The 26434-nt window shown below is 69.2% G+C and carries 26 protein-coding genes and 1 pseudogene; 15 read left to right on the top strand and 12 right to left on the bottom strand.

Going from position 1 to position 26434, the window contains the following annotated elements; translation table 11 throughout:
- Window positions 1–7: 7 nt before the first annotated feature.
- Both LRS14_RS08850 and LRS14_RS08845 read left to right on the top strand, forming a co-directional pair.
- Window positions 8–496: a hypothetical protein gene (locus tag LRS14_RS08850; protein WP_257799305.1), complete on the top strand. Its 489-nt coding sequence runs from the start codon at window positions 8–10 to the stop codon at window positions 494–496.
- A complete protein-coding gene (locus LRS14_RS08845) occupies window positions 493–843 on the top strand; it encodes an ArsC family reductase (protein WP_046111691.1) in 351 nt (116 codons plus the stop codon). Before LRS14_RS08850 ends, LRS14_RS08845 begins: the two co-directional genes overlap by 4 nt.
- Window positions 844–849: 6 nt before the next feature.
- On the opposite strand, the gene LRS14_RS08840 is transcribed toward LRS14_RS08845, so the two are convergent.
- From LRS14_RS08840 to acnA, 4 genes and pseudogenes are all read right to left on the bottom strand, one after another.
- Window positions 850–1977, bottom strand: a complete 1128-nt coding sequence (locus LRS14_RS08840) for a DNA alkylation repair protein (protein WP_257799304.1) — start codon at window positions 1975–1977, stop codon at window positions 850–852.
- A gap of 19 nt (window positions 1978–1996) precedes the next feature.
- Window positions 1997–2638 carry an FIST C-terminal domain-containing protein gene (locus tag LRS14_RS08835; RefSeq protein ID WP_404977579.1) on the bottom strand — a complete coding sequence of 214 codons (642 nt, stop codon included), beginning with the start codon at window positions 2636–2638 and terminating at the stop codon, window positions 1997–1999.
- Between the two features lie 112 nt (window positions 2639–2750).
- Window positions 2751–3140: pseudogene (locus LRS14_RS30640) on the bottom strand (FIST N-terminal domain-containing protein); the annotation flags it as partial.
- 95 nt (window positions 3141–3235) lie between these two features.
- The gene (acnA, locus tag LRS14_RS08825) at window positions 3236–5971 is read right to left on the bottom strand and encodes an aconitate hydratase AcnA (RefSeq protein ID WP_257799301.1); all 2736 of its coding nucleotides are present in this window, start codon (window positions 5969–5971) and stop codon (window positions 3236–3238) included.
- 129 nt (window positions 5972–6100) lie between these two features.
- Between acnA and LRS14_RS08820 the strand changes: the two genes are divergently transcribed.
- The 3 genes from LRS14_RS08820 to sbcB are packed head-to-tail and all read left to right on the top strand — an operon-like array spanning window position 6101 to window position 9773.
- Entirely contained in the window at window positions 6101–6952 is an 852-nt protein-coding gene (locus tag LRS14_RS08820; RefSeq protein WP_257799300.1) for a DNA ligase, read from the top strand.
- Between the two features lie 20 nt (window positions 6953–6972).
- Entirely contained in the window at window positions 6973–8337 is a 1365-nt protein-coding gene (locus LRS14_RS08815) for an amidase (RefSeq protein WP_257799299.1), read from the top strand.
- Window positions 8334–9773, top strand: a complete 1440-nt coding sequence (sbcB, locus tag LRS14_RS08810) for an exodeoxyribonuclease I (protein WP_257799298.1) — start codon at window positions 8334–8336, stop codon at window positions 9771–9773. The genes LRS14_RS08815 and sbcB overlap by 4 nt, the downstream gene beginning before the upstream one ends.
- 15 nt (window positions 9774–9788) lie before the next feature.
- Here sbcB and LRS14_RS08805 read toward each other — a convergent pair whose 3' ends face one another.
- Entirely contained in the window at window positions 9789–10397 is a 609-nt protein-coding gene (locus LRS14_RS08805; RefSeq protein WP_257799297.1) for a short chain dehydrogenase, read from the bottom strand.
- 107 nt (window positions 10398–10504) lie between these two features.
- Here LRS14_RS08805 and LRS14_RS08800 point away from each other — a divergent pair, with 107 nt between their 5' ends.
- On the top strand, window positions 10505–11449 hold the full coding sequence (locus LRS14_RS08800; protein ID WP_257799296.1) for a LysR family transcriptional regulator: 945 nt from the start codon (window positions 10505–10507) through the stop codon (window positions 11447–11449).
- Between the two features lie 12 nt (window positions 11450–11461).
- Here the strand turns inward: LRS14_RS08800 and acnB are convergent, their stop codons facing one another.
- The 7 genes from acnB to LRS14_RS08765 form a co-directional block, all read right to left on the bottom strand.
- Window positions 11462–14053: a bifunctional aconitate hydratase 2/2-methylisocitrate dehydratase gene (gene acnB / locus LRS14_RS08795; RefSeq protein ID WP_257800437.1), complete on the bottom strand. Its 2592-nt coding sequence runs from the start codon at window positions 14051–14053 to the stop codon at window positions 11462–11464.
- A gap of 44 nt (window positions 14054–14097) precedes the next feature.
- Window positions 14098–14502: a type II toxin-antitoxin system VapC family toxin gene (locus LRS14_RS08790; RefSeq protein WP_046111697.1), complete on the bottom strand. Its 405-nt coding sequence runs from the start codon at window positions 14500–14502 to the stop codon at window positions 14098–14100.
- Entirely contained in the window at window positions 14499–14747 is a 249-nt protein-coding gene (locus LRS14_RS08785; RefSeq protein ID WP_046111698.1) for an AbrB/MazE/SpoVT family DNA-binding domain-containing protein, read from the bottom strand. The genes LRS14_RS08790 and LRS14_RS08785 overlap by 4 nt, the downstream gene beginning before the upstream one ends.
- A 113-nt stretch (window positions 14748–14860) precedes the next feature.
- Window positions 14861–15553: a hypothetical protein gene (locus LRS14_RS08780; RefSeq protein WP_257799295.1), complete on the bottom strand. Its 693-nt coding sequence runs from the start codon at window positions 15551–15553 to the stop codon at window positions 14861–14863.
- Between the two features lie 69 nt (window positions 15554–15622).
- Window positions 15623–16207, bottom strand: coding sequence for a GNAT family N-acetyltransferase (locus tag LRS14_RS08775; protein WP_257799294.1), 585 nt, complete (start codon window positions 16205–16207; stop codon window positions 15623–15625).
- 9 nt (window positions 16208–16216) lie between these two features.
- Complete coding sequence (locus tag LRS14_RS08770; RefSeq protein ID WP_257799293.1) at window positions 16217–17221, bottom strand: CoA ester lyase; 1005 nt, start codon at window positions 17219–17221, stop codon at window positions 16217–16219.
- A 56-nt stretch (window positions 17222–17277) separates the two neighbouring features.
- Window positions 17278–18264 (bottom strand): malate dehydrogenase, encoded by a 987-nt coding sequence (locus LRS14_RS08765; RefSeq protein ID WP_257799292.1) that lies wholly within the window; start codon window positions 18262–18264, stop codon window positions 17278–17280.
- A 149-nt stretch (window positions 18265–18413) separates the two neighbouring features.
- On the opposite strand from LRS14_RS08765, the gene LRS14_RS08760 reads away from it, so the two are divergent.
- The 9 genes from LRS14_RS08760 (at window position 18414) to LRS14_RS08720 (ending at window position 26432) form a co-directional block, all read left to right on the top strand.
- On the top strand, window positions 18414–19181 hold the full coding sequence (locus LRS14_RS08760; protein ID WP_046111703.1) for a GntR family transcriptional regulator: 768 nt from the start codon (window positions 18414–18416) through the stop codon (window positions 19179–19181).
- 109 nt (window positions 19182–19290) lie between these two features.
- Window positions 19291–19719: a succinate dehydrogenase, cytochrome b556 subunit gene (sdhC, locus tag LRS14_RS08755; protein ID WP_046111704.1), complete on the top strand. Its 429-nt coding sequence runs from the start codon at window positions 19291–19293 to the stop codon at window positions 19717–19719.
- Between the two features lie 32 nt (window positions 19720–19751).
- Window positions 19752–20114, top strand: a complete 363-nt coding sequence (sdhD, locus tag LRS14_RS08750; protein WP_046111705.1) for a succinate dehydrogenase, hydrophobic membrane anchor protein — start codon at window positions 19752–19754, stop codon at window positions 20112–20114.
- A 2-nt stretch (window positions 20115–20116) separates the two neighbouring features.
- The gene (gene sdhA / locus LRS14_RS08745) at window positions 20117–21925 is read left to right on the top strand and encodes a succinate dehydrogenase flavoprotein subunit (protein WP_046111706.1); all 1809 of its coding nucleotides are present in this window, start codon (window positions 20117–20119) and stop codon (window positions 21923–21925) included.
- A 26-nt stretch (window positions 21926–21951) separates the two neighbouring features.
- A complete protein-coding gene (locus LRS14_RS08740; RefSeq protein ID WP_257799291.1) occupies window positions 21952–22656 on the top strand; it encodes a succinate dehydrogenase iron-sulfur subunit in 705 nt (234 codons plus the stop codon).
- Window positions 22657–22697: 41 nt separating this feature from the next.
- Window positions 22698–22985, top strand: a complete 288-nt coding sequence (locus tag LRS14_RS08735) for a succinate dehydrogenase assembly factor 2 (RefSeq protein ID WP_257799290.1) — start codon at window positions 22698–22700, stop codon at window positions 22983–22985.
- 1 nt (window position 22986) lies between these two features.
- Window positions 22987–24297, top strand: coding sequence for a citrate synthase (gltA, locus tag LRS14_RS08730; protein WP_046111708.1), 1311 nt, complete (start codon window positions 22987–22989; stop codon window positions 24295–24297).
- A 182-nt stretch (window positions 24298–24479) separates the two neighbouring features.
- Window positions 24480–25469, top strand: a complete 990-nt coding sequence (locus tag LRS14_RS08725) for a tripartite tricarboxylate transporter substrate binding protein (protein WP_257799287.1) — start codon at window positions 24480–24482, stop codon at window positions 25467–25469.
- Window positions 25470–25502: 33 nt separating this feature from the next.
- On the top strand, window positions 25503–26432 hold the full coding sequence (locus LRS14_RS08720; protein WP_046111710.1) for a LysR substrate-binding domain-containing protein: 930 nt from the start codon (window positions 25503–25505) through the stop codon (window positions 26430–26432).
- Window positions 26433–26434: the final 2 nt, after the last annotated feature.

Raw genomic sequence — 26434 nt, 5'->3', positions numbered from 1 at the left:
TGGCGTCATGACCAGACAAGTTGCCCTCCTCGCCGCCGTGCTGCTGGCCGGCTGCGCCAGCTACGGCACCGGTGGCCTGCAGGCCGGCCAGACGGCCGACGAGGTGGCCGCCCGCATGGGCGCACCCACCGGCCGGTATACCCTGCCCGACGGCCGCACCCGGCTGGAATACGCCCGCGGGCCCTTCGGCAAGCACACCTACATGGTCGACCTGGATGCCCAGGGCCGCGTGCGTTCCTGGGAACAGGTGCTCACCGAGCAGCGGCTGTTGCAGGGCGTGCAGCCCGGCATGCCGGTGGAGGTGCTGCTGCGTGAGTTCGGCCGCCCGGCGGAGAAGCGTTCCGGCGGCCGCCAGGGCGGCGAGGTGTGGTCGTACCGCTACGATGCCTGGGGCTGCTTCTGGTACCAGGTGTCCGTCACCGATGGCCAGGTGCGCAGCGCGTCGCCGGGCATCGACCCGCTGTGCGACGTGGGCAACGACAGCAAACCTTCATGACGATCACGCTCTACGGCATTCCCAATTGCGACACGGTGAAGAAGGCCCGCGACTGGCTGGAACGCCACGACGTGCCCTACCAGTTCCACGACTTCAAGAAGGCCGGCGTGCCGGCCGACCGGCTGGCGCACTGGCTGCAGGCGGCCGGCTGGGACACGCTGCTCAACCGCAAGGGCACCACCTGGCGCAAGCTGGATGACGACACCCGCGCCGCGGCGGTGGATGCGGCCAGCGCTTCCCGGCTGATGGTGGCGCAGCCCAGCGTCATCAAGCGCCCGGTGGTGGAGTGGGCCGACGGCACGGTGACCGTGGGCTTCGATGCGGCCGACTGGGCGGCCCGCGCCTGAACCCGCCTACAGCGCTAGCTCGAAGCCGGTCTCCGCCACTGCCTGGCCGTTGACCAGCACTTCCACCCGGTGCCAGCCCGCGTGGTAACGCCGGGTGGTGATGGGCCTGAGCGCATGGCGCTTGCGCAGCAGGCGTGATTCACCGGCCGCCAGCACCAGCTTCCAGCCCTTGAACACCTTGGCGGTGGCGCCGCCGTGGGCCTTCACGTGGTGCACCGCATAGTCGATCTCGAGCGCCTGTGGCTGCCGGGCGGTGGACTGCAGGCCCACCTCCAGCGTCACGCCGTCCTCGCCCAGCCGGGCCTGCCCCGGCGTGATGGCCAGCGTGGCGGTGCCCGCCAGCGCCTGGCCCAGCCCCCAGGCGGACAGCACGCGCGCATCGCCGCGCTTGATCAGCGTGCGGCTGGCATGGCGCAGCAGCGCGCGGCGCGGTGCCGGCGCACCGGGCAGGTGGGCCGCCAGCCAGTCGGCCACCAGGGCGGGATGGTCCTTGGCGATGTCGTTCAGATGGTTGGCCACGCTGCGGCGCACATAGTCGCTCTCGTCGTCCTGCAGGCGTTCCAGCAGCGGCAGCGTGGGCGAAGGGTCGGCCACCAGGGCCTTGAGCTGCAGGCCCCAGGGCAGGCGCGGCCGGCTGCCTTCGCTCACCAGCCGTCGCACATGCGCGCTGGGATCGTCGCACCAGCGCTGCAGCGTGGCCCAGGTGAGCTGCGGATGCGCCACGATGAAGGGCCGCACCGCCCATTCGGCGGTGAAGCGCTGGGTCATCGCATGCAGCGCCTGCAGCGCCCGCTCGGGCTGCGCCAATCCGGCCGTGGCCACCCATTCGGTCATCGGCCAGACGATCCAGCCGGCCAGCCCGGTACCGGCCGCGCTGGTGCTTTCGCCTGGCGCAGCGGGCGGTGCCAGGCTGCGTTCCAGCAGGCTGCAGGCGGCGTCGAAGTCGGCGGGCAGGGTGGACTGCAACGCGGCGGCCAGCTGTCTGGCGCGTGCCTTCAGTTCCAGCGAATGAAGGCCCTGCAGGGCCTGCTGCTCGAAGCGCGCCCGGTCAAAGCCGGGCCAGGTGCGCTGCAACTGCTCGCCGGCCTCGCGCACCCGCGCTTCGCCCAGCAGGTTCTTGAACGGTTCTGCCATGCCGGCAGATTAGCGCTCCTCAGGCCTCGGCCAGCGCGGTGAACGTCTGCGTCTGGTGGTGCAGCTGGGCGCCGCCGGCGCCGCCCACCGGCAGGCCCACCTCGCCGAACGAATGGAAGCCCACCTGCGCGGTGCCGGCCAGCTCGGCCGGGCGCAGGCCGGTGCGGGGCGAGCAGCCCGCTTCGGCCTGCAGCCACTGCCGCGCCGGGCAGCCCACCGAGATCATCACGCTGCGCGCACCCGGCGGCAGCGCCGCCAGGGCCTGGTGGGCCGCACGTTCGCTGCTGCCTTGCAGGTCGTCGGGGCGGGCGTGCATCAACCGCACCACGGCCCCCTCGGGCACGGTGCCGCTGAGCACCAGGGCACCGCGGCATTCGTCCACCGCCAGCACGCTGCGGATGGAGGGTGCACCGCCCGCCGCGTCGGTGACGGCCAGCGGATAGGCCAGCGCGACGCCGGGCAGGCTGCCGGCCTGTTCGCCCAGGTGGCGCTTGTATTCGGCCAGCGCCGGCCGGCCAGCGATCTCGTACAGCACCTTGCCGCAGGCCCGGGTGACCGGCAGCGGCAGGCTCAGGCACTGCCAGCCGCGGGCATGGCCCTGGCCGAAGCGCAACCGCTCGCCATACAGGCCGATGACGCAGGCGCGGGCCGGGGCGGGCAGGTGGCCGTCGGCACCGTAGACCCAGGCCTTGGCCAGGCCCGCGCGGTCGCCGGGCCAGGCCGCCGGCCAGCATCACGCAGCGGGGCAGGCTGCCGCGCAGGCCGCGCAGCAGGGCTTCGCCATCGATGCCTTCGCCGTCGCCCAGCAGGAAGGCCATGCGCAGGCCGCCTTGCGGGAGCTGGGCGCCGAGGGCGGCGCCCATCAGCGCGCTGTCCTCGCGGCGGCGCACGGTCAGGGTGGCGGCCGCCAGGCGTGCATGCTCGAAGCGCAGCACTGCCACGTTCAGCGCCGCGTCGGCGCAGCCTTCACCGCCGCCATCGGACGAGCAGCCCGCATGCACCGACTGCGGAAATGCATCGGCCAGGGCAAAGAAGGGCTCCGGATCGTCGGCATAGCGGCTGCCGCCGAACGCCAGCACCAGGGTGCTGCGGCTGTCCAGCGCGATGGGCAGCGGCGGATGCCAGCCGGTGGCGGGGTGGTACTTCGAAAGGCTGACCTGCATGGCGACCTCCAGCGAAGACACGGTGCCCATCGTGCACCGTGGTCTGCCGTTCAATCGCCAGAAATGACAGTCAAATCACTTCTATCAAATGACGCTCAAGCCGCCAGCAGCTGCCGCAGCACGAAGGGCAGGATGCCGCCGTGCTGGTAGTAGTCGACCTCGATCGGCGTGTCGATGCGCAGCACCACCGTCACCTCCTGCCGGCTGCCGTCGCCGCGCTGGATGACCAGCGTGGCGTCGGCCTGCGGCCGCAGCGCCCCTTCGATGCGCACGTCGATCTGCTCGTCGCCCTTCAGGCCCAGCGATTCCCAGCTGTCGCCCGCCTTGAACTGCAGCGGCAGCACGCCCATGCCCACCAGGTTGCTGCGGTGGATGCGCTCGAAGCTGCGGGCCACCACGGCCTTGATGCCCAGCAGCTGGGTGCCCTTGGCGGCCCAGTCGCGGCTGGAGCCGGTGCCGTATTCCTCGCCGGCGAAGATCACGGTGGGCACGCCCTCGGCGATGTACTTCATCGCCGCGTCGTAGATGAACATCTTCTCGCCGCCCGGCTGGTACAGCGTGACCCCACCTTCCTCGCGCGAGCCGTCCTCACCGGGCGGGATCATCAGGTTCTTGATGCGCACGTTGGCGAAGGTGCCGCGCATCATCACGTCGTGGTTGCCGCGGCGCGAGCCGTAGCTGTTGAAGTCGGCCTTCAGCACGCCGTTCTCCTTCAGCCACTGGCCTGCGGGCGAGGTGTCCTTGATGGAGCCGGCGGGCGAGATGTGGTCGGTGGTGATCGAGTCGCCGAACAGCGCCATGATGCGCGCGCCCTTCACGCCCACCTCGGCGCCCACCGGCGGCTGCATCTCGAAGCCCTGGAAGAACGGCGGCTCGGCGATGTAGGTGGAGGCGGGCCAGTCGTACACCTGGCCGGTGGTGCCCTTGATGTTGCCCCACAGCTTGCCGGGCTCGGTCTTCACCTTCTCGTAGTTGGCCTTGAACACCTTGGCGTTCATCGCGTACTTCATCAGCGCATGGATCTCGTCGCTGGCGGGCCAGATGTCGCCCAGGTACACCGGCTTGCCCTTCTTGCCGTAACCCACCGGCTCGGTCATCAGGTCGCGGCGCACGTTGCCGGCGATGGCATAGGCCACCACCAGCGGCGGGCTGGCCAGGAAGTTGGCCTTCAGGTTGGGGTGGATGCGCGCCTCGAAGTTGCGGTTGCCGGAGAGCACCGCCGCGCACACCAGGTCGTTGCGCCAGATCACCTCGTTCAGCTCGGCCGTCAGGTCGCCGGCATTGCCGATGCAGGTGGTGCAGCCGTAGCCCGCCAGGTTGAAGTTGAGCTTCTCCAGGTAGGGCAGCAGGCCGGCGCGCTCCAGGTATTCGGTGACCACGCGGGAGCCGGGCGCCAGCGAGGTCTTGACGTGCGGCTTGACCGTCAGGCCTGCTTCCACCGCCTTCTTGGCCAGCAGGCCGGCGGCCAGCAGCACGCTGGGGTTGCTGGTGTTGGTGCAGGAGGTGATGGCCGCGATCAGCACATCGCCGTTGCGGATCTCCAGGCCGCTTTCCGTCTTGAACACTTCATCCAGCTTCTCGGCCGGCTGGTTGAAGCCGTTGGCCGACACCGGCGCGCTGTACAGCGCCTTGAACTGTTCCGACAGGTGCGTGATCTCGATGCGGTCCTGTGGGCGCTTGGGGCCGGCCAGGCTGGGCGCCACGCTGGTGAGGTCGAGCGTGACCACCTTGCTGTACTGGATGTCGGCCAGCTCCTTCGAGGCGCCCGCCGCGCCCGGAACGCCGTACATGCCCTGCGCGCGGAAGTAGGCCTCGAAGGCCTCGATCTCGGCCTTGGTGCGGCCGGTGCCGCGGAAGTAGTCGATGGTCTTGTCGTCCACCGGGAAGAAACCCATGGTGGCGCCGTACTCGGGCGCCATGTTGCCGATGGTGGCGCGGTCGGGCAGCGGCAGCGTGGCCACGCCGGGGCCGAAGAACTCGACGAACTTGCCGACCACCTTCTCCTTGCGCAGCAGCTCGGTCACCGTCAGCACCAGGTCGGTGGCGGTGACGCCTTCGCGCAGCGATCCGGTCATCTCGAAGCCCACCACGTCGGGCGTGAGGAAGTACACCGGCTGGCCCAGCATGCCGGCCTCGGCCTCGATGCCGCCCACGCCCCAGCCCACGACGCCGATGCCGTTGATCATCGTGGTGTGGCTGTCGGTGCCCACCAGGCTGTCGGGGTAGTACACGCCGTCCTTGGTCTTGTGCACGCCGCGCGCCAGGTACTCCAGGTTCACCTGGTGCACGATGCCGAAGCCCGGGGGCACGACGCCGAAGGTGTCGAAGGCCTGCATGCCCCACTTCATAAACTGGTAGCGCTCCTGGTTGCGCTGGAATTCCAGCTTCATGTTCAGGTCCAGCGCCTTCTTGGTGCCGTAGTAGTCGACCATGATGGAGTGGTCGACCACCAGGTCCACCGGCACCAGCGGCTCGATGGCCTTGGGGTTCTTGCCCAGGCTGGCGGCCACCGAGCGCATGGCGGCCAGGTCGGCCAGCAGCGGCACGCCGGTGAAGTCCTGCAGCACCACGCGGGCCACCACGAAGGGGATCTCGTCGGTGCGCTCGGCCACCGGCTGCCAGCTGGCCAGCTGCTGCACATGCTCGGGCGTCACCTTCTGGCCGTCGCAGTTGCGCAGCACCGACTCCAGCACGATGCGCATCGACACCGGCAACCGGTTCACGTTGGGGTAGGTCTTCGCAAGCTGTGGCAGCGAGAAGAACTGGCCCGTCTTGCCGGAGGCGGTGGTGAAGGACTTCAACGTCTTGGAGAAGGCGTGGGCTTTCGGCATGAACAAACTCCGCTGCGGGTGATCGTTTGATTGTGCCGACGGATGGCCGCAAAGGATGTGCCTCCGCGCAATACTTCACATCCGCTTGCGGCCCGGCCTGCCGAAGAAGCAGGGCAGGAGGGCACCGCCATGCCACACCCGCCAAGCAGGACCCGTCGCCGCTTGGTGGCTGCGGGCATCGCCTTCATCGCCACGCACGGCCAGGCCGCGCCGCCGCGCATGGTGCTGGCCCGGGAGTTCCGCGCCGGCGACCATCCCGCCGGCCACCTCGTCAGCGAGAAGTACGACGGCGTGCGCGCCCAGTGGGACGGCCAGGCGCTGCGCTTTCGCGGTGGCGGGCTGGTCGCCGCGCCCGCCGCCTTCACCGCCCGCCTGCCCGCGGTGCCGCTGGACGGCGAGCTGTGGCTGGGCCGCGGGCGCTTCGATGCGCTGTCCGGTCTGGTGCGCCAGGCGCGGCCTGACGATGCCGGCTGGCAGGCCTTGCGCTACATGGTGTTCGAGCTGCCCGGCGGGGCCGGCAGCTTCGAGCAGCGGGCCGCCGAGATCGACCGTCTGGCCCGCGCCGTGGCCTGGCCGCAGCTGGTGGCGGTGCCGCATGAGCGCATCGCCGAGCCCGCCGCGCTGATGCGCCGGCTGGCCGAGGTGACGCGGGCCGGCGGCGAAGGCCTGATGCTGCACCGGGCCGATGCGCCCTACGTCACCGGCCGCACCGACGTGCTGCTCAAGCTCAAGCCCGAGCAGGACGCCGAGGCGCAGGTGATCGGCCACCGCCCGGGCCAGGGCCGCCATGCGGGCCGGCTGGGGGCGCTGCAGGTGCGCACGCCCGAAGGCATCGTGTTCGAGATCGGCACCGGCCTCACCGACGCGCAGCGCGATGCGCCGCCGCCGGTGGGCGCCTGGGTCACCTACCGCCACCGCGGCTTCACCGCCCGGGGTGTGCCGCGTTTTGCCAGTTTCCTGCGGGTGCGGGTACTGCCTTGATGTGCGGCAAACTCGGTGGCATGAGCATGAAGAACACGGCGCTGCCGCGCATCGAGGTGCTGCGGGCGCAGATCCGCCGCGGCGACACCACCCACAAAGCCCTGGTGTCCCGGGCCCTCGCCGGTGCCGAGCTGCCGGCCGCGCGCCATGTGTTCACCCGCCTGCATGCCGACGCCGCGCTGGCCGCCGCCCGCCATGCCGATGCGGCGCTGAAGGCCGGGGTGCAGCTGCCGCCGCTGGCGGGCCTGCCGCTGAGCATCAAGGACCTGTACGACGTGGCCGGCGAGACCACGCTGGCCGGCTCCGTCGCCTGCCGCGACGAGCCGCCCGCCGCGGCCGACGCGCCGGTGGTGGCGCGGCTGCGGCAGCAGGGCGCGGCGCTGGTCGGCAAGACCAACATGACCGAGTTCGCCTTCTCCGGCGTGGGCATCAACCCGCACCACGGCACGCCGCACAATGCGGCCGATGCGCAGGTGGCGCGCATCCCGGGTGGCTCGTCGTCGGGTGCGGCGGTGTCGGTGGCCCTGGGCCTGGCGGTGGCCGGCCTGGGCTCGGACACCGGCGGCTCCATCCGCATCCCGGCCGCGCTCAACGGGTTGGTGGGCTTCAAGAACACCCAGGCGCGCGTGCCACGGGTGGGCGCCTTCGAGCTCTCCCGCACGCTGGACACGGTGTGTGCCATGGCCCGCTGCGTGGACGACTGCCTGCTGGTGGATGCCGCCATCGCCGATGCGCCGCTGGCGGTGCGCCGCCGACCGGCCGCCGGCCTGCGACTGGCGGTGCCGCAGACGCTGGTGCTCGACGGCCTGGACACCACCGTGGCCCATGCCTTCGATCGGGCGCTGCAGCGGCTGTCGCGCGCCGGTGTGCTGGTCGAGTCCATCCCGCTCACCGAGCTGGCCGAGATCGGCCGGCTCAATGCGCCCGGCGGCTTCTCGTCGGTGGAGGCTTTCGCGGTGCACCGCCAGCGGCTGGCCACCCGACGGGCCGAATTCGACCCCCGCGTGGCCGCCCGCATCGCCCTGGGCGAGCCGGTGAGCGCGGCCGACTACATCGGCCTGCACGACCGCCGCCGCGACTGGATCGCGCGGGTAGAAACCCGGCTGCAGGGCTTCGATGCGCTGCTGTGCCCCACGGTGCCGATGGTGGCGCCGCCCATCGCGGCACTGGCGGCGTCGGACGACGCCTTCTTCCGCGCCAACGGCCTGCTGCTGCGCAACACCTTCGCCATCAACTACCTGGACGGCTGCGCCTTCAGCCTGCCGTGCCAGGCGCCGGACGAGCTGCCGGTGGGGTTGATGCTGTCCTCGGTGCGCGGCGACGACGCGCGGCTGGCCGCGGTGGCCCTGGCCGTGGAAGCGGTGCTCGAAGGAGAGGGCGCATGAGCTGCAACTTCTTCTGGCACGACTACGAGACCTTCGGCATCTCGCCGCGGCGGGACCGGCCTTCGCAGTTCGCCGGCATCCGCACCGACGATGCGCTCAACGAGATCGACGACCCGGTGATGCTGTACTGCCAGCCGGCGCCCGACTACCTGCCCAGCCCCGAGAGCTGCCTGCTCACCGGCATCCTGCCGCAGACCTGCCTGGAGCGCGGCATCCCCGAGCATGCCTTCGCCGACGCCATCGAGCAGCAGCTGGCCCGGCCCGACACCATCGGCGTGGGCTACAACTCCATCCGCTTCGACGACGAGGTGACGCGCCACCTGTTCTGGCGCAACCTGATCGATCCTTACGGCCGCGAGTGGCAGAACGGCTGCGGCCGTTGGGACCTGCTGGACGTGGTGCGCACCTGCTGGAGCCTGCGGCCCGAAGGCCTCGAATGGCCGCTGCACCCTGATGGCCGCGCCTCCTTCAAGCTTGAGCACCTGACCGCCGCCAACGGCCTGGCGCACGAGGCCGCGCACGATGCCTTGAGCGATGTGCGCGCCACCATCGCGCTGGCGCGGCTGATCCGCGAGCGCCAGCCGCGGCTGTGGGACTTCTGCCTCAAGCTGCGCAAGAAGGACGCGGTGATCGCCGAGATGGAAAGCGCCCAGCGCCAGGGCCGGCCCTTCCTGCACCTGAGCGGCATGTACGGCCCCGAGCGCGGCTGCATGGCCCTGGTGTGGCCGCTGGCGCCGCATCCGAAGAACAAGAACGAGGTGATCGTCTGGGACCTGGCTCAGGACCCGCGTGAGCTGCGCGGCCTGAGTGCCGCCACGCTGCGCGAACGCATGTTCAGCCGCGCGGAGGCACTGCCCGAAGGCGTGGCCCGGCTGCCGATCAAGACCATCCACCTCAACAAGTCGCCGGTGGTGGTGGGCAACCTGAAGACGCTGACGCCGGCGGTGGTGGCGCGCTGGGGCATCGACGTGGACCAGGCGCTGCGGCATGCCGAGGCCGCGGCCGTCACCGTGCCGGAACTGGCCGGCCTGTGGCCCGAGGTCTACGACCGCGCGCCGCCGGCCGAGGCGCCCGACGTCGACGAAGACCTCTATGGCGGCTTCGTCGGCAACGAGGACCGGCGCACGCTGCAGCGGCTGCGTGCGCTGTCGCCCGACGCGATGGCGGCCAAGCGGCCGGCCTTTGCCGACGAGCGGCTGGAGGAGCTCTTTTTCCGCTTCCGTGCCCGCAACTTCCCGCACACGCTCGACGCCGAGGAGCAGGCCCGCTGGGAAGCCCACCGCGTGGCCCGGCTGCATGAGGGCGCCGGCGGCGCGCTGACGGTGTCGGCCTTCCTGGAGCAGATCGACACGCTGGGTGAGACGGCCGACGAGCGCGGCCAGGACATCCTGGGCGCGCTATACGACTACGCGGAGCAGATCGCGCCGGAGCTGTAGCCACCGCCGGCCGCGTCAGCCGTGCACGGCGTACACGCGGCCGGTCTGCACCCCTTCCACGCTGCGCCTGTAGGCCTGCGCCACCTTGCGCGCCGGCGCAGGGATGAAGCCGGGGAAGAACGCGCCATAGGCGCCCATCGATTCCTCCAGCACCGTGGGGCTCACCGCGTTGATGCGCAGGCCGCGGCCCAGCTCGACGGCGGCAGCGATCACGAAGCCGTGGATCCCGGCATTCACCGCCGACGCATTCGCACCCTGGCGCACCGGCTCCTCGGCCAGGATGCCGCTGGTCAGCGTGATGGAGCCACCGTCGCGCAGCACGTGCTGGCCCAGCAGCGCCAGCCGCACCTGGCCCAGCAGCTTGTCCTGCAGGCCGATGTCGAAGTCCGCCGCGCGCATCTCGGCCAGCGGCCCGAAATGCAGGCTGCCGGCGGCCGACACGATGGCATCCAGCGGGCCGGTGGCTTCGAACAGCGCCTGCACGCTGGCCTCGCGGGTGATGTCCACCTGGAAGTCGCCACTGCTGCGGCCGGCGCGCAGGATCTGGTGCCCGCTGCCGGACAACGCTTCCGCCACGGCCGAGCCCACGGCGCCGCTGGCGCCCACGATCAGGATCTTCTTCATCACGCTTCCTTTGATGTTGAACGGGAGCCGCCAGTGTGTTTGTGCTTCCTGCGCACATCAATGCAGCGATGATTCGAAGATCACGAACCACCGGTTAGCAATCCAGCATGGACAGGCTGCGCAGCATGGAAGTCTTCGTCGCGGTCGCCGATGCCGGCAGCTTCACCGCCGCCGCCCACGCGCTGGGGTTGTCGTCGGTGATGGTGGGCAAGCATGTGCGCCAGCTGGAACAGCAGCTGGGCGCGCGGCTCATCGAGCGCAGCACCCGCCGGCAGCGCCTGACCGACATCGGCCGCGTGTTCTGCGACGACTGCCGCCGCGTGCTGGAGCAGGTGCGCTGGGCGGAAAGCGCCGTCGAGCGCCAGCGCAGCACGCCCAGCGGCCTGCTGCGCATCAGCGCGCCCACGACGCTGGGTGCCAACGTGGTCGCGCCGGTGGTGGCGCGCTTCCTGGCGCTGCATCCGCAGGTGCGGGTGGAGCTGGTGCTGAGCGACACCGTGGTCGACCTGCTGGAGGAAGGCTTCGACCTGGCGGTGCGCATCGGCCCGGTGGACACCGACCGGCTGGTGGTGCGGCCGCTGCGGCCCTACCGCATGCTGGTGTGCGCCGCGCCGGCCTACCTGGCCGCGCACGGCGCGCCGCGCACGCCGGCCGACCTGGCGCAGCACCGTTGCCTGAACCACCTGGTGTGGAACCGCCAGACGTTCTGGCGCTTCGCCGACCCGGCCCCAGAGGCCTGGCCGGCGCAGGGCGCCTTCGCCTCCAACAACGGCCAGGCCCTGCGCCAGGCGGCGCTGGCCGGCGCCGGCCTGCTGCTGCAACCCGAGGAACTGGTGGCCGACGACATCGCGGCCGGGCGGCTGGTCAGCGTGCTGGACGGCCACCTGCCCACGCCCCGGCCGGTGAACGTGGTGTACCCCGCCGTGCGGCATCCGCTGCCCCGGCTCACCCACTTCGTCGCCCACCTGCTGGCGGAGCTGGGCCCGCAGGTGCCACCGCCATCGCCGCCCATGAAAAAGGCCCGCACGAAGGCGGGCCGTCGGGGCGCTTGAGCGCGGCTGGCGTTACACCGTCACTGCCTTGGCCGTGTCGGCGTATTCCTCGATCTGGTCGAAGTTCAGGTAGCGGTACACGCTGGCCGAGTCGTCGTTGATGATGCCCATCGCCGCGTGGTACTCGGCCACGGTGGGGATGCGGCCCAGCTTGGAGGCGATGGCCGCCATCTCGGCCGAGGCCAGGAACACGTTGGTGTTCTTGCCCAGGCGGTTCGGGAAGTTGCGGGTGCTGGTGCTCACCACGGTGGCGCCTTCGCGCACCTGCGCCTGGTTGCCCATGCACAGGCTGCAGCCCGGCATCTCGGTGCGTGCGCCGGCGGTGCCGAAGCTGGCGTAGTGGCCTTCCTTGATCAGCTCGTCCTGGTCCATCTTGGTGGGCGGTGCCACCCACAGCTTGACCGGGATGTCGCGCTGGCCGCCCAGCAGCTTGGCCGCCGCGCGGAAGTGGCCGATGTTGGTCATGCACGAGCCGATGAAGGCCTCGTCGATCTTGGTGCCGGCCACCTCGGACATGAATTTGGCGTCGTCCGGGTCGTTCGGGCAGCAGACGATCGGCTCCTTGATGTCGGCCAGGTCGATCTCGATCACGGCCGCGTATTCAGCGTCCTTGTCGGCTTCCAGCAGCTGCGGGTTGGCCAGCCAGGCTTCCACGTTCTTGATGCGGCGCTCCAGCGTGCGCTTGTCCTCGTAGCCGTTGGCGATCATGTTCTTCATCAGCACCACGTTGCTGGTGAGGTACTCCTTGATCGGCTCGGGGTTGAGCTTGATGGTGCAGCCGGCGGCCGAGCGCTCGGCCGAGGCATCGCTCAGCTCGAAGGCCTGTTCCACCTTCAGGTCGGGCAGGCCCTCGATCTCGAGGATGCGGCCGGAGAACACGTTCTTCTTGCCCTGCTTGGCCACCGTCAGCAGCCCGGCCTTGATGGCGTAAAGCGGGATGGCGTGCACCAGGTCGCGCAGCGTCACGCCCGGCTGCATCTGGCCCTTGAAGCGCACCAGCACCGATTCGGGCATGTCCAGCGGCATCACGCCGGTGGCCGCGCCGAAGGCCACCAGGCCCGAGCCGGCCGGGAAGCTGATGCCGATCGGAAAGCGGGTGTGGCTGTCGCCGCCGGTGCCCACGGTGTCGGGCAGCAGCAGGCGGTTCAGCCAGCTGTGGATCACGCCGTCGCCCGGGCGCAGGGCGACGCCGCCGCGGTTGCTGATGAAGGCCGGCAGCTCGCGGTGGGTCTTGACGTCCACCGGCTTGGGATAGGCCGCGGTATGGCAGAAGCTCTGCATCACCAGGTCGGCCGAGAAGCCCAGGCAGGCCAGGTCCTTCAGCTCGTCGCGGGTCATCGGGCCGGTGGTGTCCTGGCTGCCCACCGTGGTCATCTTCGGCTCGCAGTAGGTGCCCGGGCGCACGCCCTGGCCTTCCGGCAGGCCGACCGCGCGGCCCACCATCTTCTGCGCCAGCGTGAAGCCGGCGTTGGTGGCCACCGGCGCCTGCGGCAGGCGGAACACGGTGGAGGCGGGCAGGCCCAGGAACTCGCGGGCCTTGCCGGTCAGGCTGCGGCCGATGATCAGGTTGATGCGGCCGCCGGCACGCACCTCGTCGAACAGCACGTCGCTCTTGAGCTTGAACTCGGCCACCGTCTCGCCGTTGCGCACCAGCTTGCCGTCGTAGGGCATCACGTCGACGACGTCGCCCATCTCGAGCTTGCTCACGTCCACCTCGATCGGCAGCGAGCCCGAGTCTTCCTGCGTGTTGAAGAAGATCGGCGCGATCTTGCCGCCCAGCGTCACGCCGCCGAAGCGCTTGTTCGGCACGAACGGGATGTCCTGGCCGGTGGCCCAGATCACGCTGTTGGTGGCGCTCTTGCGGCTGGAGCCGGTGCCCACCACGTCACCCACGTAGGCCACCAGGTGGCCCTTCTTCTTCAGGTCCTCGATGAACTGCATCGGGCCGCGCTTGCCGTCTTCCTCGGGCTTGAAGGCCGCACCTTCGCGGGTGTTCTTCAGCATCGCCAGGTAGTGCAGCGGGATGTCGGGGCGGCTCCAGGCATCGGGCGCCGGCGACAGGTCGTCGGTGTTGGTCTCCCCGGGCACCTTGAACACGCTGACGGTGATGGTCTTGGGCACCTCGGGGCGGGAGGTGAACCACTCGGCATCGGCCCAGCTCTGGATCACTTCCTTGGCCTTGGCGTTGCCGGCCTTGGCCTTCTCGGTCACGTCGTGGAAGAAGTCGAACATCAGCAGCGTCTTCTTCAGGCCTTCGGCCGCGACCGAGGCCACCTCGGCGTCGTCCAGCAGGTCGATCAGCGGCTTGACGTTGTAGCCGCCCACCATGGTGCCCAGCAGCTCGGTGGCCTTGGCCTTGGAGACCAGCGGCACCGCGATGTCGCCGTGCGCCACGGCGGCCAGGAAGCTGGCCTTGACCTTGGCGGCATCGTCCACGCCCGGAGGCACGCGGTGCGTCAGCAGGTCCAGCAGGAAGGCTTCTTCGCCGGCAGGCGGGTTCTTGATCAGCTCGATCAGGTCGGCGACCTGCTTGGCATCGAGCGGCAGCGGCGGAATGCCGAGCGCAGCGCGTTCGGCGGCATGTTGGCGGTAGGCTTGCAGCATGTGGTCAGGCTCCATGGGGCGTGCGGATCGGTTCACTGCAGGGCTCAGGCCTTGGGCACGATGAGCTTGAGACCCTTGAAATACTCGCGGAAGAAGCCGTCGTCGCGGGTGATCAGGCCGTTGCATTGAAGCAAGGCATGGGCCCCGATGAGGAAGTCGGCGACGACGCGCTCTCGCTTGCCGCCGCGGGCGCGGAAACGGCGGTTCATGTGGCCGGCGCGCATGGCGGCCTGTTCGGTGCCGGGCAGGTGGCGGATGCCCAGCGTGGCCAGCGTGTCCATCAGGCTGACCGAGGTGTCGAGCATGGCCTGCACCTCGGCCACCACGGCGTCGGACACCACCACGTCGTCGGCGGCCAGCGCCTCGGCCACGCAGGCCTCGGACGCATCGGCATAACGTTCGTCGCCGATCAGCACGTCGATCAGCACCGAGGAATCGATGGCGATCATTGGTCGGCCGGATCGCCCGGCGCGCGGCCGCGGATGGCGCGCAATGCGTCGTCGGTGGAGGCCAGGCCGTCCACCAGCTTGAACTTGCCGCGCACCTTGCGCAGGGCCTCGCTCACGTCCTTGCGCAGCACGATGCGGCCGCCGTCCAGCTCGACCTTCAGCACGCTGCCCTTGACCAGGCCAAGTGCATCACGCACCGCCTTGGGGAGGGTGATCTGTCCGCGTTCGGCAACGGTGGCTTCCATGGCGGTGGCGTGTGATTGGTTCGGTATGCATCGATTCTACATACCGAACCTATCCGACGGAAGCATACGGAAACGGCCCTTCCGAGCCTGCGCCGCGTATCAGCGCACGATCATCAGCGCGGCGAAGCGGCCGACGCGGCGTTGGCCGCAGCGCTGGCGGCACGGGCCGCGGTATCGGCCGCGGTGGCGGCAGCCGCAGCAGCCTCGGCGGCACTGGCGGCCGTCTGCGCAGCCACCGCAGCGGCGCGTGCCGGGTCGATGCCCAGGCTGGACGCCGGCGGGTTGGCCTGCATCGCCAGGCGCGCATCGCGCTGGCGCTCATGCAGGCATTCATCGACCATGCGCTGGCCGGCCTTGACGTCCATGAGCATGGACTTGTTCGCGATCTGGATCATCAGCGCACGGCCCTTGACGTCCTCCAGCCGCAGCGCGCCGGTGCTGGAGAGCACCGGCTTCATCACGTAGACCTGCTTCTTGAAGTCCACGTCCACATAGCCCGCGGTCTTCGGGTTCATGGCGATGGACAGCGTCTGGTCGAACTCGCAGGCGTAGCTGCCGAAGTAGGTCTGCTCGGCCGCGGCCAGCTGCTCGGCCGAAGCCTCCGGCAGCGGGGCTTCCACCGGCGCGGGCGGCGGCGGCACGGCCTTCTTGGCGACGGGGCGCTTGGCGGCAGGTTTGGCAGCGGGCTTGGCGGCCGGCTTGGCGGCGGCGGGCTGGGCCGGCTTGGCGGGTGTCTGGGCCAGGGCCGGCGCCACCAGCGCGGCGCAGATCAGCGGGGCGGCCAGGTGGGAAAAACGAAAGGTCATCAAAGGTCTCCGGGGGAATACAGCACGACGTGGTTCATTGTCGCGCCGGCTGCACGGGGCAGCGTGAACTCATGTTGCGCGGCGCAGGCGGAAGAGCCGGTGCGGCCGCAGGGGATGGCCGGCCTCGACGAGCGGATGGTCGAAGTCGTCGGCGGGCGAGCGCTGCATGCCCAGCCGCTGCATCACCGCCTGCGAGGGCAGGTTGTCGGCGGCGGTATAGGCCGTCACCTCGTCCAGGCCCAGGTGCTCGAAGGCGAAGCGCACCGCCGCCTGCGCGGCTTCGGTGGCCAGGCCACGTCCCCAGGCCTCGGGTGCCAGCCGCCAGCCCAGTTCCACCGTGGGCACGAAGGGCGCGTCGATGGTGGTGACGTGCAGGCCCACCGTGCCGGCGAAGGGCAGGCTGCCCGGCAGCTCCAGCGCCCACATGCCCCAGCCGCGCTGGGCGATGGCGCCGCGGATGCGCTGGGCTTCCTGCACCGCCATCTCGGTGCCCAGGGTGGCCGGGAAGTACCGTCGCACCCGGGCGTCGGCATTCATGGCGCACCAGGCGGGCAGGTCGCTTTCCTTCCACTGGCGCAGCAGCGTGCGCGCGGTGCGCAGCTCCAGCGGCGCCGGCCAGGTCTTCAGCACCAGCATCGGGACTTGGCGGGCCATGGGCGGTGTTCAGTCGAAGAAGGCGGCGCGGATCTCGGCCGGCAGCTGGGGATCGCCGGCATACGAGGTGCGGTGCGCGCGCTCCAGCACATGCCAGAAATAGCGGAAGCTGGCGCGGTCGTGCAGCGTGTCGTTGTGGCGGATGGGCGCCCAGTCGGCGGCCTGCGCGGCCAGGATGATGTCGATGGCCAGGTCCACCTCGGCGGTGCTGGGCGTGAAGGCGTCGACGATGGGTTCGATCTGCGCCGGGTGGATGCTCCACATGCGGGTGTAGCCGAACTGCCGGCAGGCCTTGGTGGCCGCCTCCTGCAGCGCCGCGGGATGCTTGAATTCGGTGACGACGCAGTGCGAGGGCGTCTTGCCGTGCGCGTGGCAGGCCGCGGCGATCTCCAGCTTGGCACGCACCACCAGCGGATGCTTGAACTGGCCCTTCACGCTCATGCCGCTGGCGGGAATCGCGCCGCGGTGCGCCGAGACGAAGTCCATCAGGCCGAACGACAGCGACTGGATGCGCGGATGCGCCGCCAGCTCGAACACCTCGCGCAGCGCGCCGTGGGTTTCCACCAGCGCATGCACCGGGATCCGGCGCTGCAGGCCGGCAGCGGCGCTGGCCGCGTCGATGGCGTCGATGCCGCGCTGCAGCTCCGCCAGGCCGCGCACCTTGGGCAGCATCAGGTAGGCCAGGCGGGCGCCGGCGCGGCGCACGATGATGTCGGTCACGTCACCGAAGGCAGGGTGGTCGACGGTGACCAGCCGGGCGCCCACGCGGTCGAAGCGGTTGGCAGGCGAGTCGGCCATCTCCGCGATCAGCGCCGCATGCTCGCGCTCGCCGCCCACCGGCGCGCCGTCCTCGCCATCGAGCGTGACGTCGAACACCGGGCCCATGCGGCCCTGGAGCTCAAGGCTCTTGCGCATGCGCTCCTCGACGCCCGAGTAGTGGTCGCACACCGGCAGCGCATCCACCGCCTCCCCGGCCTCGAACAGCGCCACCCGCGGATGAACCTTGTCAGTCATGGAACGGAATCTCCAAACAACAAGGCCGGCACACCGGCCGGCCTTTCAAGGGCGCTTTACAGCAGGTGCTTGACGCCGTCCTGCTCTTCCAGCAGCTCCTTCAGCGTGAAGTCGATGCGCTCCTGCGAGAAGGCGTCGATCTCCAGGCCTTCGACGATCTTGTACTCGCCGTTCTCGGTGGTGACGGGGTAGCCGAAGATCACGTCCTTCGGGATGCCGTATTCGCCGTTGCTGGGCACGCCCATCGTCACCCACTTGCCGTTGGTGCCCAGGGCCCAGTCACGCATGTGGTCGATGGCGGCGTTGGCGGCCGAGGCGGCCGACGACAGGCCGCGCGCGGCGATGATGGCCGCGCCGCGCTTGCCCACGGTGGGCAGGAACACGTCCTTGTTCCACACGTCGTCGTTGATCAGCTGCTTGACCGACTCGCCGCCGATGGTGGCGAAGCGGTAGTCGGCGTACATGGTGGGCGAGTGGTTGCCCCACACGGCCAGCTTCTCGATGGCGTCCACCGGCTTGCCGGTCTTGGCGGCGATCTGCGAGGCGGCGCGGTTGTGGTCCAGGCGCAGCATGGCGGTGAAGTTCTTGGCCGGCAGGTCGGGGGCCGACTTCATCGCGATGTAGGCGTTGGTGTTGGCCGGGTTGCCCACCACCAGCACCTTGACGTTGCGCGAGGCCACCTTGTTCAGCGCCTTGCCCTGGGCGGTGAAGATCTGCGCGTTGGCCGAAAGCAGGTCCTTGCGCTCCATGCCGGGGCCGCGGGGGCGCGCGCCCACCAGCAGGGCATAGTCGGCGTCCTTGAAGGCCACTTCCGGATCGCCGGTGGCGACGATGCCGGCCACCAGCGGGAAGGCGCAGTCGTCCAGTTCCATGATCACGCCCTTCAGCGCGTTCTGGGCCTTCTCGTCGGGGATCTCCAGCAACTGCAGGATGACCGGCTGGTCCTTGCCGAGCATTTCGCCCGAGGCGATGCGGAACAGCAGTGCATAACCGATTTGGCCGGCGGCACCGGTGACGGCGACGCGAACGGGCGACTTGCTCATGAAGAACTCCTGATGGGGATGAGGATGAGTAGGAAGGGGGCGCGGAGGTCCGACTAGCCCGCCAGTTTAGCCCCCGTCAGGGCGATTGACGAACCGGTCGCAGATCTTATGTCTTATGTAAGACATCGCTTTTGTGATGCAATGGCGGCATGATTTCCGCGTTGCCATCGCCCGAGCCGGCCGGCGCATCCACCGCCGTGGCACCGTCGTTCAGCCCGCTGTACCAGCAGATCAAGTCGCTGATCACCCGCAGCCTGCAGGGCGGCGAGTGGAAGCCGGGCGAACCCATCCCCAGCGAGACCGAGCTGGCCGCCCGCTACAAGGTGAGCCAGGGCACGGTGCGCAAGGCCATCGACGAGCTGGCCACCGAGAACCTGCTGGTGCGCCGCCAGGGCAAGGGCACCTTCGTGGCCACCCACGCCGAGGAGAAGGTGCAGTTCCGCTTCCTGCGGCTGATCCCCGACGAGGGCGACGCCGGCAACATGCCGCGTCGCTTCCTGGACTGCCGCCGCCTGCGCGCGCCGGCCGACGTGGCCAAGGCGCTGGAGCTCAAGAGCGGCGAGGCCGTGGTGCAGGTGCGCCGGCTGCTGTACTTCCGCGAGCGGCCAGTGGTGCTGGACGACATCTGGCTGGTCGGCGCGCAGTTCAAGGGCCTGACGGCCGAGCGGCTGTCGGAGCTGCGCGCGCCGCTGTACCGCCTTTTCGAAAGCGAATTCGGCGTGCGCATGATCCGCGCCGAGGAAAAGATCCGCGCGGTGGCGGCCAGCGGCGCCTCGGCGCAGTTGCTCGAGGTGGCCGAGGGCACGCCGCTGCTGTCGGTGGAGCGGCTGTCCTACACCTACGGCGGCAAACCCGTGGAATGGCGCCGCGGCCTCTACGACACCAGCGCCCACTTCTATCGCAACGAACTCAGTTGACGCAGTCGGGCGTGTGGCGAACCACAGGCCCCGTGTGCTGCGTTGCAATAAACTCGTGCGGTTTCACTGCGATTACAAACTCCCCTCCCCAGCCGGTCCAAGGATGCATATGGCAGACACCCTCAAAACCCGTCCCGTCTACCGGAACATCCACGTCACGCAGATCGTCAAGTACCGCCTGCCGCCCGCGGGCATCGTGTCGATCCTGCACCGCATCAGCGGCGTGGTGATGTTCCTGCTGCTGCCCTTCGTGATCTGGATGTTCGATGCCAGCGTGACGTCCGAGATCTCGTATGACGGCTTCGCCAGCGCGTTCTCGGCCGGCATCGGCTTCGTGCCCGGCTGGTTCCTCAAGCTGGTGGCGCTGGCCCTGATCTGGGCCTACCTGCTGCACTTCATCGCCGGCGTGCGCCACCTGTGGATGGACGCCACCCACAGCGTCACCAAGGGTGCCGGCCACCACTCCGCCGTGTTCACGCTGGCTTCCAGCAGCGTGCTGACGGTGCTGCTCGGCGCCAAGCTGTTCGGCCTGTACTGAATCCGAATCCACAAGAAGAACCCACGCTCAAGATGTCCACCAACTACGGTTCCAAGCGCATCGTCGTAGGCGCGCACTACGGCCTCCGCGACTGGCTCAGCCAGCGCGTCACCGCGGTCCTGATGGGCCTGTTCACCGTCATCCTGCTGGTGCAGGTGCTGATGCCCGGCGAGCTGGGCTACGACCGCTGGTCGGGCATCTTCGCCCAGCAGTGGATGAAGGCGCTCACCTTCGTCGTCATCGTCTCGCTGCTCTACCACGTGTGGGTCGGCATCCGCGACGTGTGGATGGACTACGTCAAGCCGGTCGGCCTGCGCCTGGGGCTGCAGGTGGCGACGATCGCGTGGCTCGTCGGCTGTGCCGGCTGGGCGGTGCAAGTGCTCTGGAGACTCTGAAAATGGCCGTTACTGCTTCTTCCATCGCACGCCGCAAGTTCGACGTCGTCATCGTCGGTGCCGGCGGTTCCGGCATGCGCGCCTCGCTGCAGCTGGCACGCGCCGGCCTCAACGTGGCGGTGCTCAGCAAGGTGTTTCCCACCCGTTCGCACACCGTGGCGGCGCAGGGCGGCATCGGTGCCTCGCTCGGCAACATGAGCGAGGACAACTGGCACTACCACTTCTACGACACCATCAAGGGCAGCGACTGGCTGGGCGACCAGGACGCCATCGAATTCATGTGCCGCGAGGCACCGAAAGTGGTCTACGAGCTCGAGCACTTCGGCATGCCGTTCGACCGCAACCCCGACGGCACCATCTACCAGCGTCCGTTCGGCGGCCACACCGCCAACTACGGTGAGAAGCCGGTGCAGCGTGCCTGCGCCGCGGCCGACCGCACCGGCCACGCGATGCTGCACACGCTCTACCAGCAGAACGTCAAGGCGCGCACCAACTTCTTCGTCGAGTGGATGGCGCTCGACCTGATCCGCGACGCCGAAGGCGACGTGGTGGGCGTGACCGCGCTGGAGATGGAAACCGGCGACATCCACATCCTGGAAGCCAAGACCACGCTGCTGGCCACCGGTGGCGCCGGCCGCATCTTCGCGGCCAGCACCAACGCCTTCATCAACACCGGCGACGGCCTGGGCATGGCCGCGCGTGCCGGCATCCCGCTGCAGGACATGGAGTTCTGGCAGTTCCACCCCACCGGCGTGGCCGGCGCAGGCGTGCTGCTGACCGAAGGCTGCCGCGGCGAAGGCGCCATCCTGCGCAACAGCGATGGCGAGCGCTTCATGGAGCGCTATGCGCCCACGCTGAAGGACCTGGCGCCGCGCGACTTCGTCTCGCGCTGCATGGACCAGGAGATCAAGCAAGGCCGCGGCTGTGGTCCGAACAAGGACTACGTGGTGCTGGACATGACCCACCTGGGTGCCGACACCATCATGAAGCGCCTGCCCAGCGTGTTCGAGATCGGCCACAACTTCGCCAACGTCGACATCACCAAGGAGCCGATCCCGGTGGTGCCCACCATCCATTACCAGATGGGCGGCATCCCGACGAACATCCACGGCCAGGTGGTCACGCCCAACGGGCAGATCCCCAACGCAATCGTCAACGGCCTGTATGCCGTGGGCGAGTGCTCCTGCGTGTCGGTGCACGGCGCCAACCGCCTGGGCACCAATTCGCTGCTCGACCTGGTGGTGTTCGGCCGCGCGGCCGGCAACCACATCGTCGAGTTCAACAACAAGAACAAGAACCACAAGCCGCTGCCGGCCGACGCGGTGGACCGCACGCTGGAACGTGTCGCCCGCCTGGACAACAGCACCAGCGGCGAATACGCGCAGGACGTGGCGAACGACATCCGCTCGGTGATGCAGCAGCATGCCGCGGTGTTCCGCACCCAGGCGTCGATGAACGAGGGCGTGCGCAAGATCCAGGAAGTGGCCGCGCGGGTGCCGGGCATCACGCTGAAGGACAAGTCCAAGGTCTTCAACACTGCCCGCGTCGAGGCCTTGGAGGTGGAGAACCTCATCGAAGCCGCGAAGGCGACGATGATCTCGGCCGCGGCACGCACCGAATGCCGTGGCGCGCACACCGTCGAGGACTATGAGCGTCCCGCGGACGACCCGCAGTTCCCGCTCGGCCGCAATGACGCCGAGTGGATGAAGCACACGCTGTTCTTCAGCGAAGACAACCGGCTCGAGTACAAGCCCGTCAACCTGAAGCCGCTGACCGTCGAATCGGTGCCGCCCAAGGTCCGTACGTTCTGAACCCGGTCTGCAAGGATTACCCAGCCATGACGAAGCGCACGTTCCACATCTACCGCTACGACCCGGACAAGGACGCCAAGCCCTACATGCAGGTCGTCGAGATCGAACTCGACGGCCACGAGCGCATGCTGCTCGACGCCCTGAACAAGCTCAAGGCGGTGGATCCCACCATCTCGTTCCGCCGCTCCTGCCGCGAAGGCGTGTGCGGCTCCGACGCGATGAACATCAACGGCAAGAACGGCCTGGCGTGCCTGACCAACATGCGCGCGTTGAAGGACCCGATCGTGCTGAAGCCGCTGCCCGGCCTGCCGGTCATCCGCGACCTGATCGTGGACATGACGCAGTTCTTCAAGCAGTACATCTCGATCACGCCGTACCTGATGAACGACGAGCCGCCGCCCGACAAGGAGCGCCTGCAGTCGCCGGAGGAGCGTGACGAGCTGAACGGCCTGTACGAGTGCATCCTGTGCGCCAGCTGCTCCACCAGCTGCCCCAGCTTCTGGTGGAACCCCGACAAGTTCGTGGGCCCGGCCGGCCTGCTGCAGGCCTACCGCTTCATCGCCGACAGCCGCGACCACGGCACGGCGGAGCGGCTGGACAACCTCGAGGATCCGTACCGCCTGTTCCGCTGCCACACGATCATGAACTGCGTCGACGTCTGCCCCAAGGGCCTGAACCCGACGAAGGCGATCGGCAAGATCAAGGAACTGATGGTTCGCCGCGCGGTTTGAGTGCGGGGATGCACGCAGGTCAGGACGATGCAAGGGTGACGATGGACACTGTGCTCGACGCTGGTGCAATCAACCGCCTCAAATGGCGTTGCCGACGGGGGCTGCTCGAGAACGACTTGTTCATCGAGCGCTTCTTCCATCGCCATGAGAGCCACCTGACCGAATCGCAGGCCCAGGCCTTGCTGGCATTGATGGAACTGGCGGACAACGATCTGCTGGATCTGCTGTTGATGCGCACTGAACCGAGTGAAGAGATGGACCGGCCAGAGGTCCACGAACTGCTCGCGATGATGAGAACCCCCGGAACCATCCTCCAGAAAGGGAAGTGAGATGACCCCCTCCGACGTGAAAGCCACCCTGTCGTTCACTGACGGCAGCCCCAGCATGGACCTGCCGATCTACAAGGGCACGGTGGGCCCGGACGTCATCGACATCCGCAAGCTGTACGCGCAGACCGGCAAGTTCACCTACGACCCCGGCTTCCTGTCGACCGCCTCGTGCAACTCCACGATCACCTACATCGACGGCGACAAGGGCGAGCTGCTGTATCGCGGCTACCCCATCGAGCAGCTGGCCACCAAGTGCGACTTCCTCGAGACCTGCTACCTGCTGCTGAACGGCGAACTGCCCGGCGTGCAGCAGAAGGAAGACTTCGTCAAGCTGGTGACCAACCACACGATGGTCAACGAGCAGATGCAGTTCTTCCTGCGTGGCTTCCGTCGTGATGCGCACCCGATGGCGGTGATGACCGGCCTGGTGGGTGGCCTGTCGGCCTTCTATCACGACAGCACCGACATCACGAACCCGCAGCACCGCGAGATCTCGGCCATCCGCCTGATCGCCAAGATGCCCACGCTGGTGGCCATGGCCTACAAGTACGGCATTGGCCAGCCCTACATCTATCCGAAGAACGAGCTGTCCTACACGGCCAACTTCATGCGGATGATGTTCGCCACGCCGTGCGAGGAATACGTGCCCAACGACGTGCTGGTGCGCGCGATGGACCGCATCTTCATCCTGCATGCCGACCATGAGCAGAACGCCTCCACCTCCACGGTGCGGCTGTGCGGCTCGTCGGGCACCAACCCCTTCGCGGCCATCGCAGCCGGCGTGGCCTGCTTGTGGGGCCCGGCGCACGGCGGCGCCAACGAGGCGGCGCTCAACATGCTGGAAGACATCCAGCGCCAGGGCGGCGCCGAGAAGATCGGCGAGTTCATCAAGCAGGTGAAGGACAAGAACAGCAGCGTCAAGCTGATGGGCTTCGGCCACCGTGTGTACAAGAACTACGACCCGCGCGCCAAGCTGATGCGCGAGACCTGCCACGAGGTGCTGGACGCGCTGGGCCTGCATGACGACCCGATGTTCAAGCTGGCGATGTCGCTGGAGAAGATCGCCCTGGAAGACGACTACTTCGTGTCGCGCAAGCTGTACCCGAACGTCGACTTCTACTCGGGCATCGTGCAGCGCGCCATCGGCATCCCGGTGAGCCTGTTCACCGCGATCTTCGCGCTGGCCCGCACGGTCGGCTGGATCGCCCAGCTCAACGAGATGATCGGCGACCCGGAGTACAAGATCGGCCGTCCGCGCCAGCTGTTCTCGGGCGCCACCGCCCGCGACGTGAAGCCGATCGAGCAGCGCTGATCGGGCTTTCGCCCCCTGAGAACGCCCCGGTCCCCCGGGGCGTTTTGCATTGGGATGTCGACGGGAGCCTTCGCAGCACGCGAAGGCTCGATACACCAATGCCGCACTCGGGCCCTTCCGCCGGGGGCTATGCTTTTGAACCTGCCGCGCGGTCGCCGCGTGAGCCCAGAAGGAGACACGAGATGAATGCATCCCCGCTGCGCCGCAGCCTGTGCCTGGCGGCCGCTGCCGCCGGCCTGCTGGTGGCCGCCGCCCCCGCTGCGCTGGCCCAGTCCGCGGCCGCCTATCCGCAGCGGCCAGTCACCTTCATGGTGCCGTTCCCCGCCGGCAGCGCCACCGACCAGCTGGCCCGGGTGCTCGGCGAGCATGTCGGCCGCGCGGTCGGCCAGGCGGTGATCGTTGAGAACCGCCCGGGCGCGAACGGCGGCATCGGCACCGCCGCGGCGGCCAAGGCGCCGGCCGACGGCTACAGCTTCCTGATCGCCACCAGCACCACGCATGCGGCCAATGCCTCGCTGTACCGCAAGTTGCCGTATGACCCGATCAAGGACTTCACGCCGGTCTCGCGCCTGGGCGAGATTCCGTTCGTGATGCTGGTGAACCCCCAGGTGCCGGCGGACAGTGCGCAGAAGTTCGTGGCCCATGCGCGGTCCCAGCCCGAGAAGCTGGCGTGGGGTTCCGGCTCCAGCGGCAGCCTGATCCCGGGCCATGCGCTGGTGGCGGCCAACAAGCTGCAGATGGTGCATGTGCCCTACAAGGGCGTGCAGCCGGCGGTCACCGATGCGATTGGCGGGCAGATCCAGCTGGTGTTTGCCGACCTGGCCACCGCGGTGCCGCAGATCAAGGCCGGCAAGCTGCGCGCGCTGGCCGTCACCTCGGCGTCGGAGCATTCGATGCTGCCCGGCGTGCCGCCGATGTCGACCGTGGTGCCGGCCTTCGAGATGACGGCCTGGTTCGCGATGTATGCCCCGGCTGGGACGCCCGAGCCGGTGCTGCGCAGGATGAACCTGCTGGTGCGCGCCGCGCTGACCGACCCGGCGGTGCAGCAGAAGATGGCCGTTTCGGGCTTCACCCTCACGCCCAGCACGCCGGCCGAGCTGGGCCTGTTCGCCGCCAAGGAAACGGTGAAGTGGGCCAAGGCCGTGAACAGCGCGGGCATCACGCCCGAATAGGCGCGCCGCACGCCCGCCGCGCCGCCGCCGCCCATGCGCTTCGACCTCACCACGCTGAACCTCGTGCTGGCCATCGCCGAAACCCGCAGCATCACCGCCGGTGCCCAGCGGGAGCACCTGGCGCTGGCGGCCGCCAGCCGGCGGCTGTCGGATGTGGAGACGCGGCTGGGCGTGAAGCTGTTCGACCGTCGCGCGCGTGGCGTGGAACTGACCGAAGCCGGCCATGCGCTGGTGCGCCACATCCGCAGCCTGAATGCCTCGCTCAACGCGCTGGAGAGCGAGGTGATGGAGTTTTCCCGCGGCATCCGCGGTCACTTGCGCATCGCGGCCAACGCCGGCGCCATCGCCGAATCGTTGCCGGCCGACCTTGCGGCGTTTTCGCAGGCGCACCCGGGCATCCGCATCAGCCTGGAAGACCTGGGCAGCGCGCAGGTGCTGGCCGCGGTGGCCGACGGCCGCGCCGACGTGGGCGTGTACGTGCCGCCGCAGCACCTGGAAGAAGGCCTGAGCACCCACGCGTACCGCGAGGCGCTGCTACGTGCCGTGGTGCCGCGCGGCCATGCGCTGGCGCGGCGCAAGTCGGTGGACTTCGATGCGCTGCTCGATCACGAGATCGTCGGCCTGCCCATCGGCAGCTCGTTGCACCAGACGATGCTGGAACATGCGCAGCGATCCGGCCGCGTGCTGAACGTGCGCGTGCAGGTGCGTGGCTTCGACGCCGTGGCGCAACTGGTGGAAGCCGGCCTGGGCGTGGCGCTGCTGCCCGCGGGCGTGGCCGACCGGCTGCAGCGCGTGTTCGACGTGAAGGTGCTCGGCTTCACCGAACCCTGGGCCCGGCGGCAGTACCGCCTGGCCGTGCGAACGCAACCCGTGCTGCCCACCGCGGTGCAGCGCTTCATCGACGCCCTGGGCGCGGCCGCCGCGCCCGGCCCGTCGTCTCCTTCGAACCCTGACCTGGAGTAGCC

Source organism: Aquincola sp. J276, from assembly GCF_024700035.1.
In the GTDB taxonomy this organism is placed as follows: domain Bacteria; phylum Pseudomonadota; class Gammaproteobacteria; order Burkholderiales; family Burkholderiaceae_C; genus Aquincola; species Aquincola tertiaricarbonis.
The sequence above is the reverse complement of the archived record's forward strand: the minus strand, read 5'-3'. Positions and strand labels throughout refer to the sequence as shown.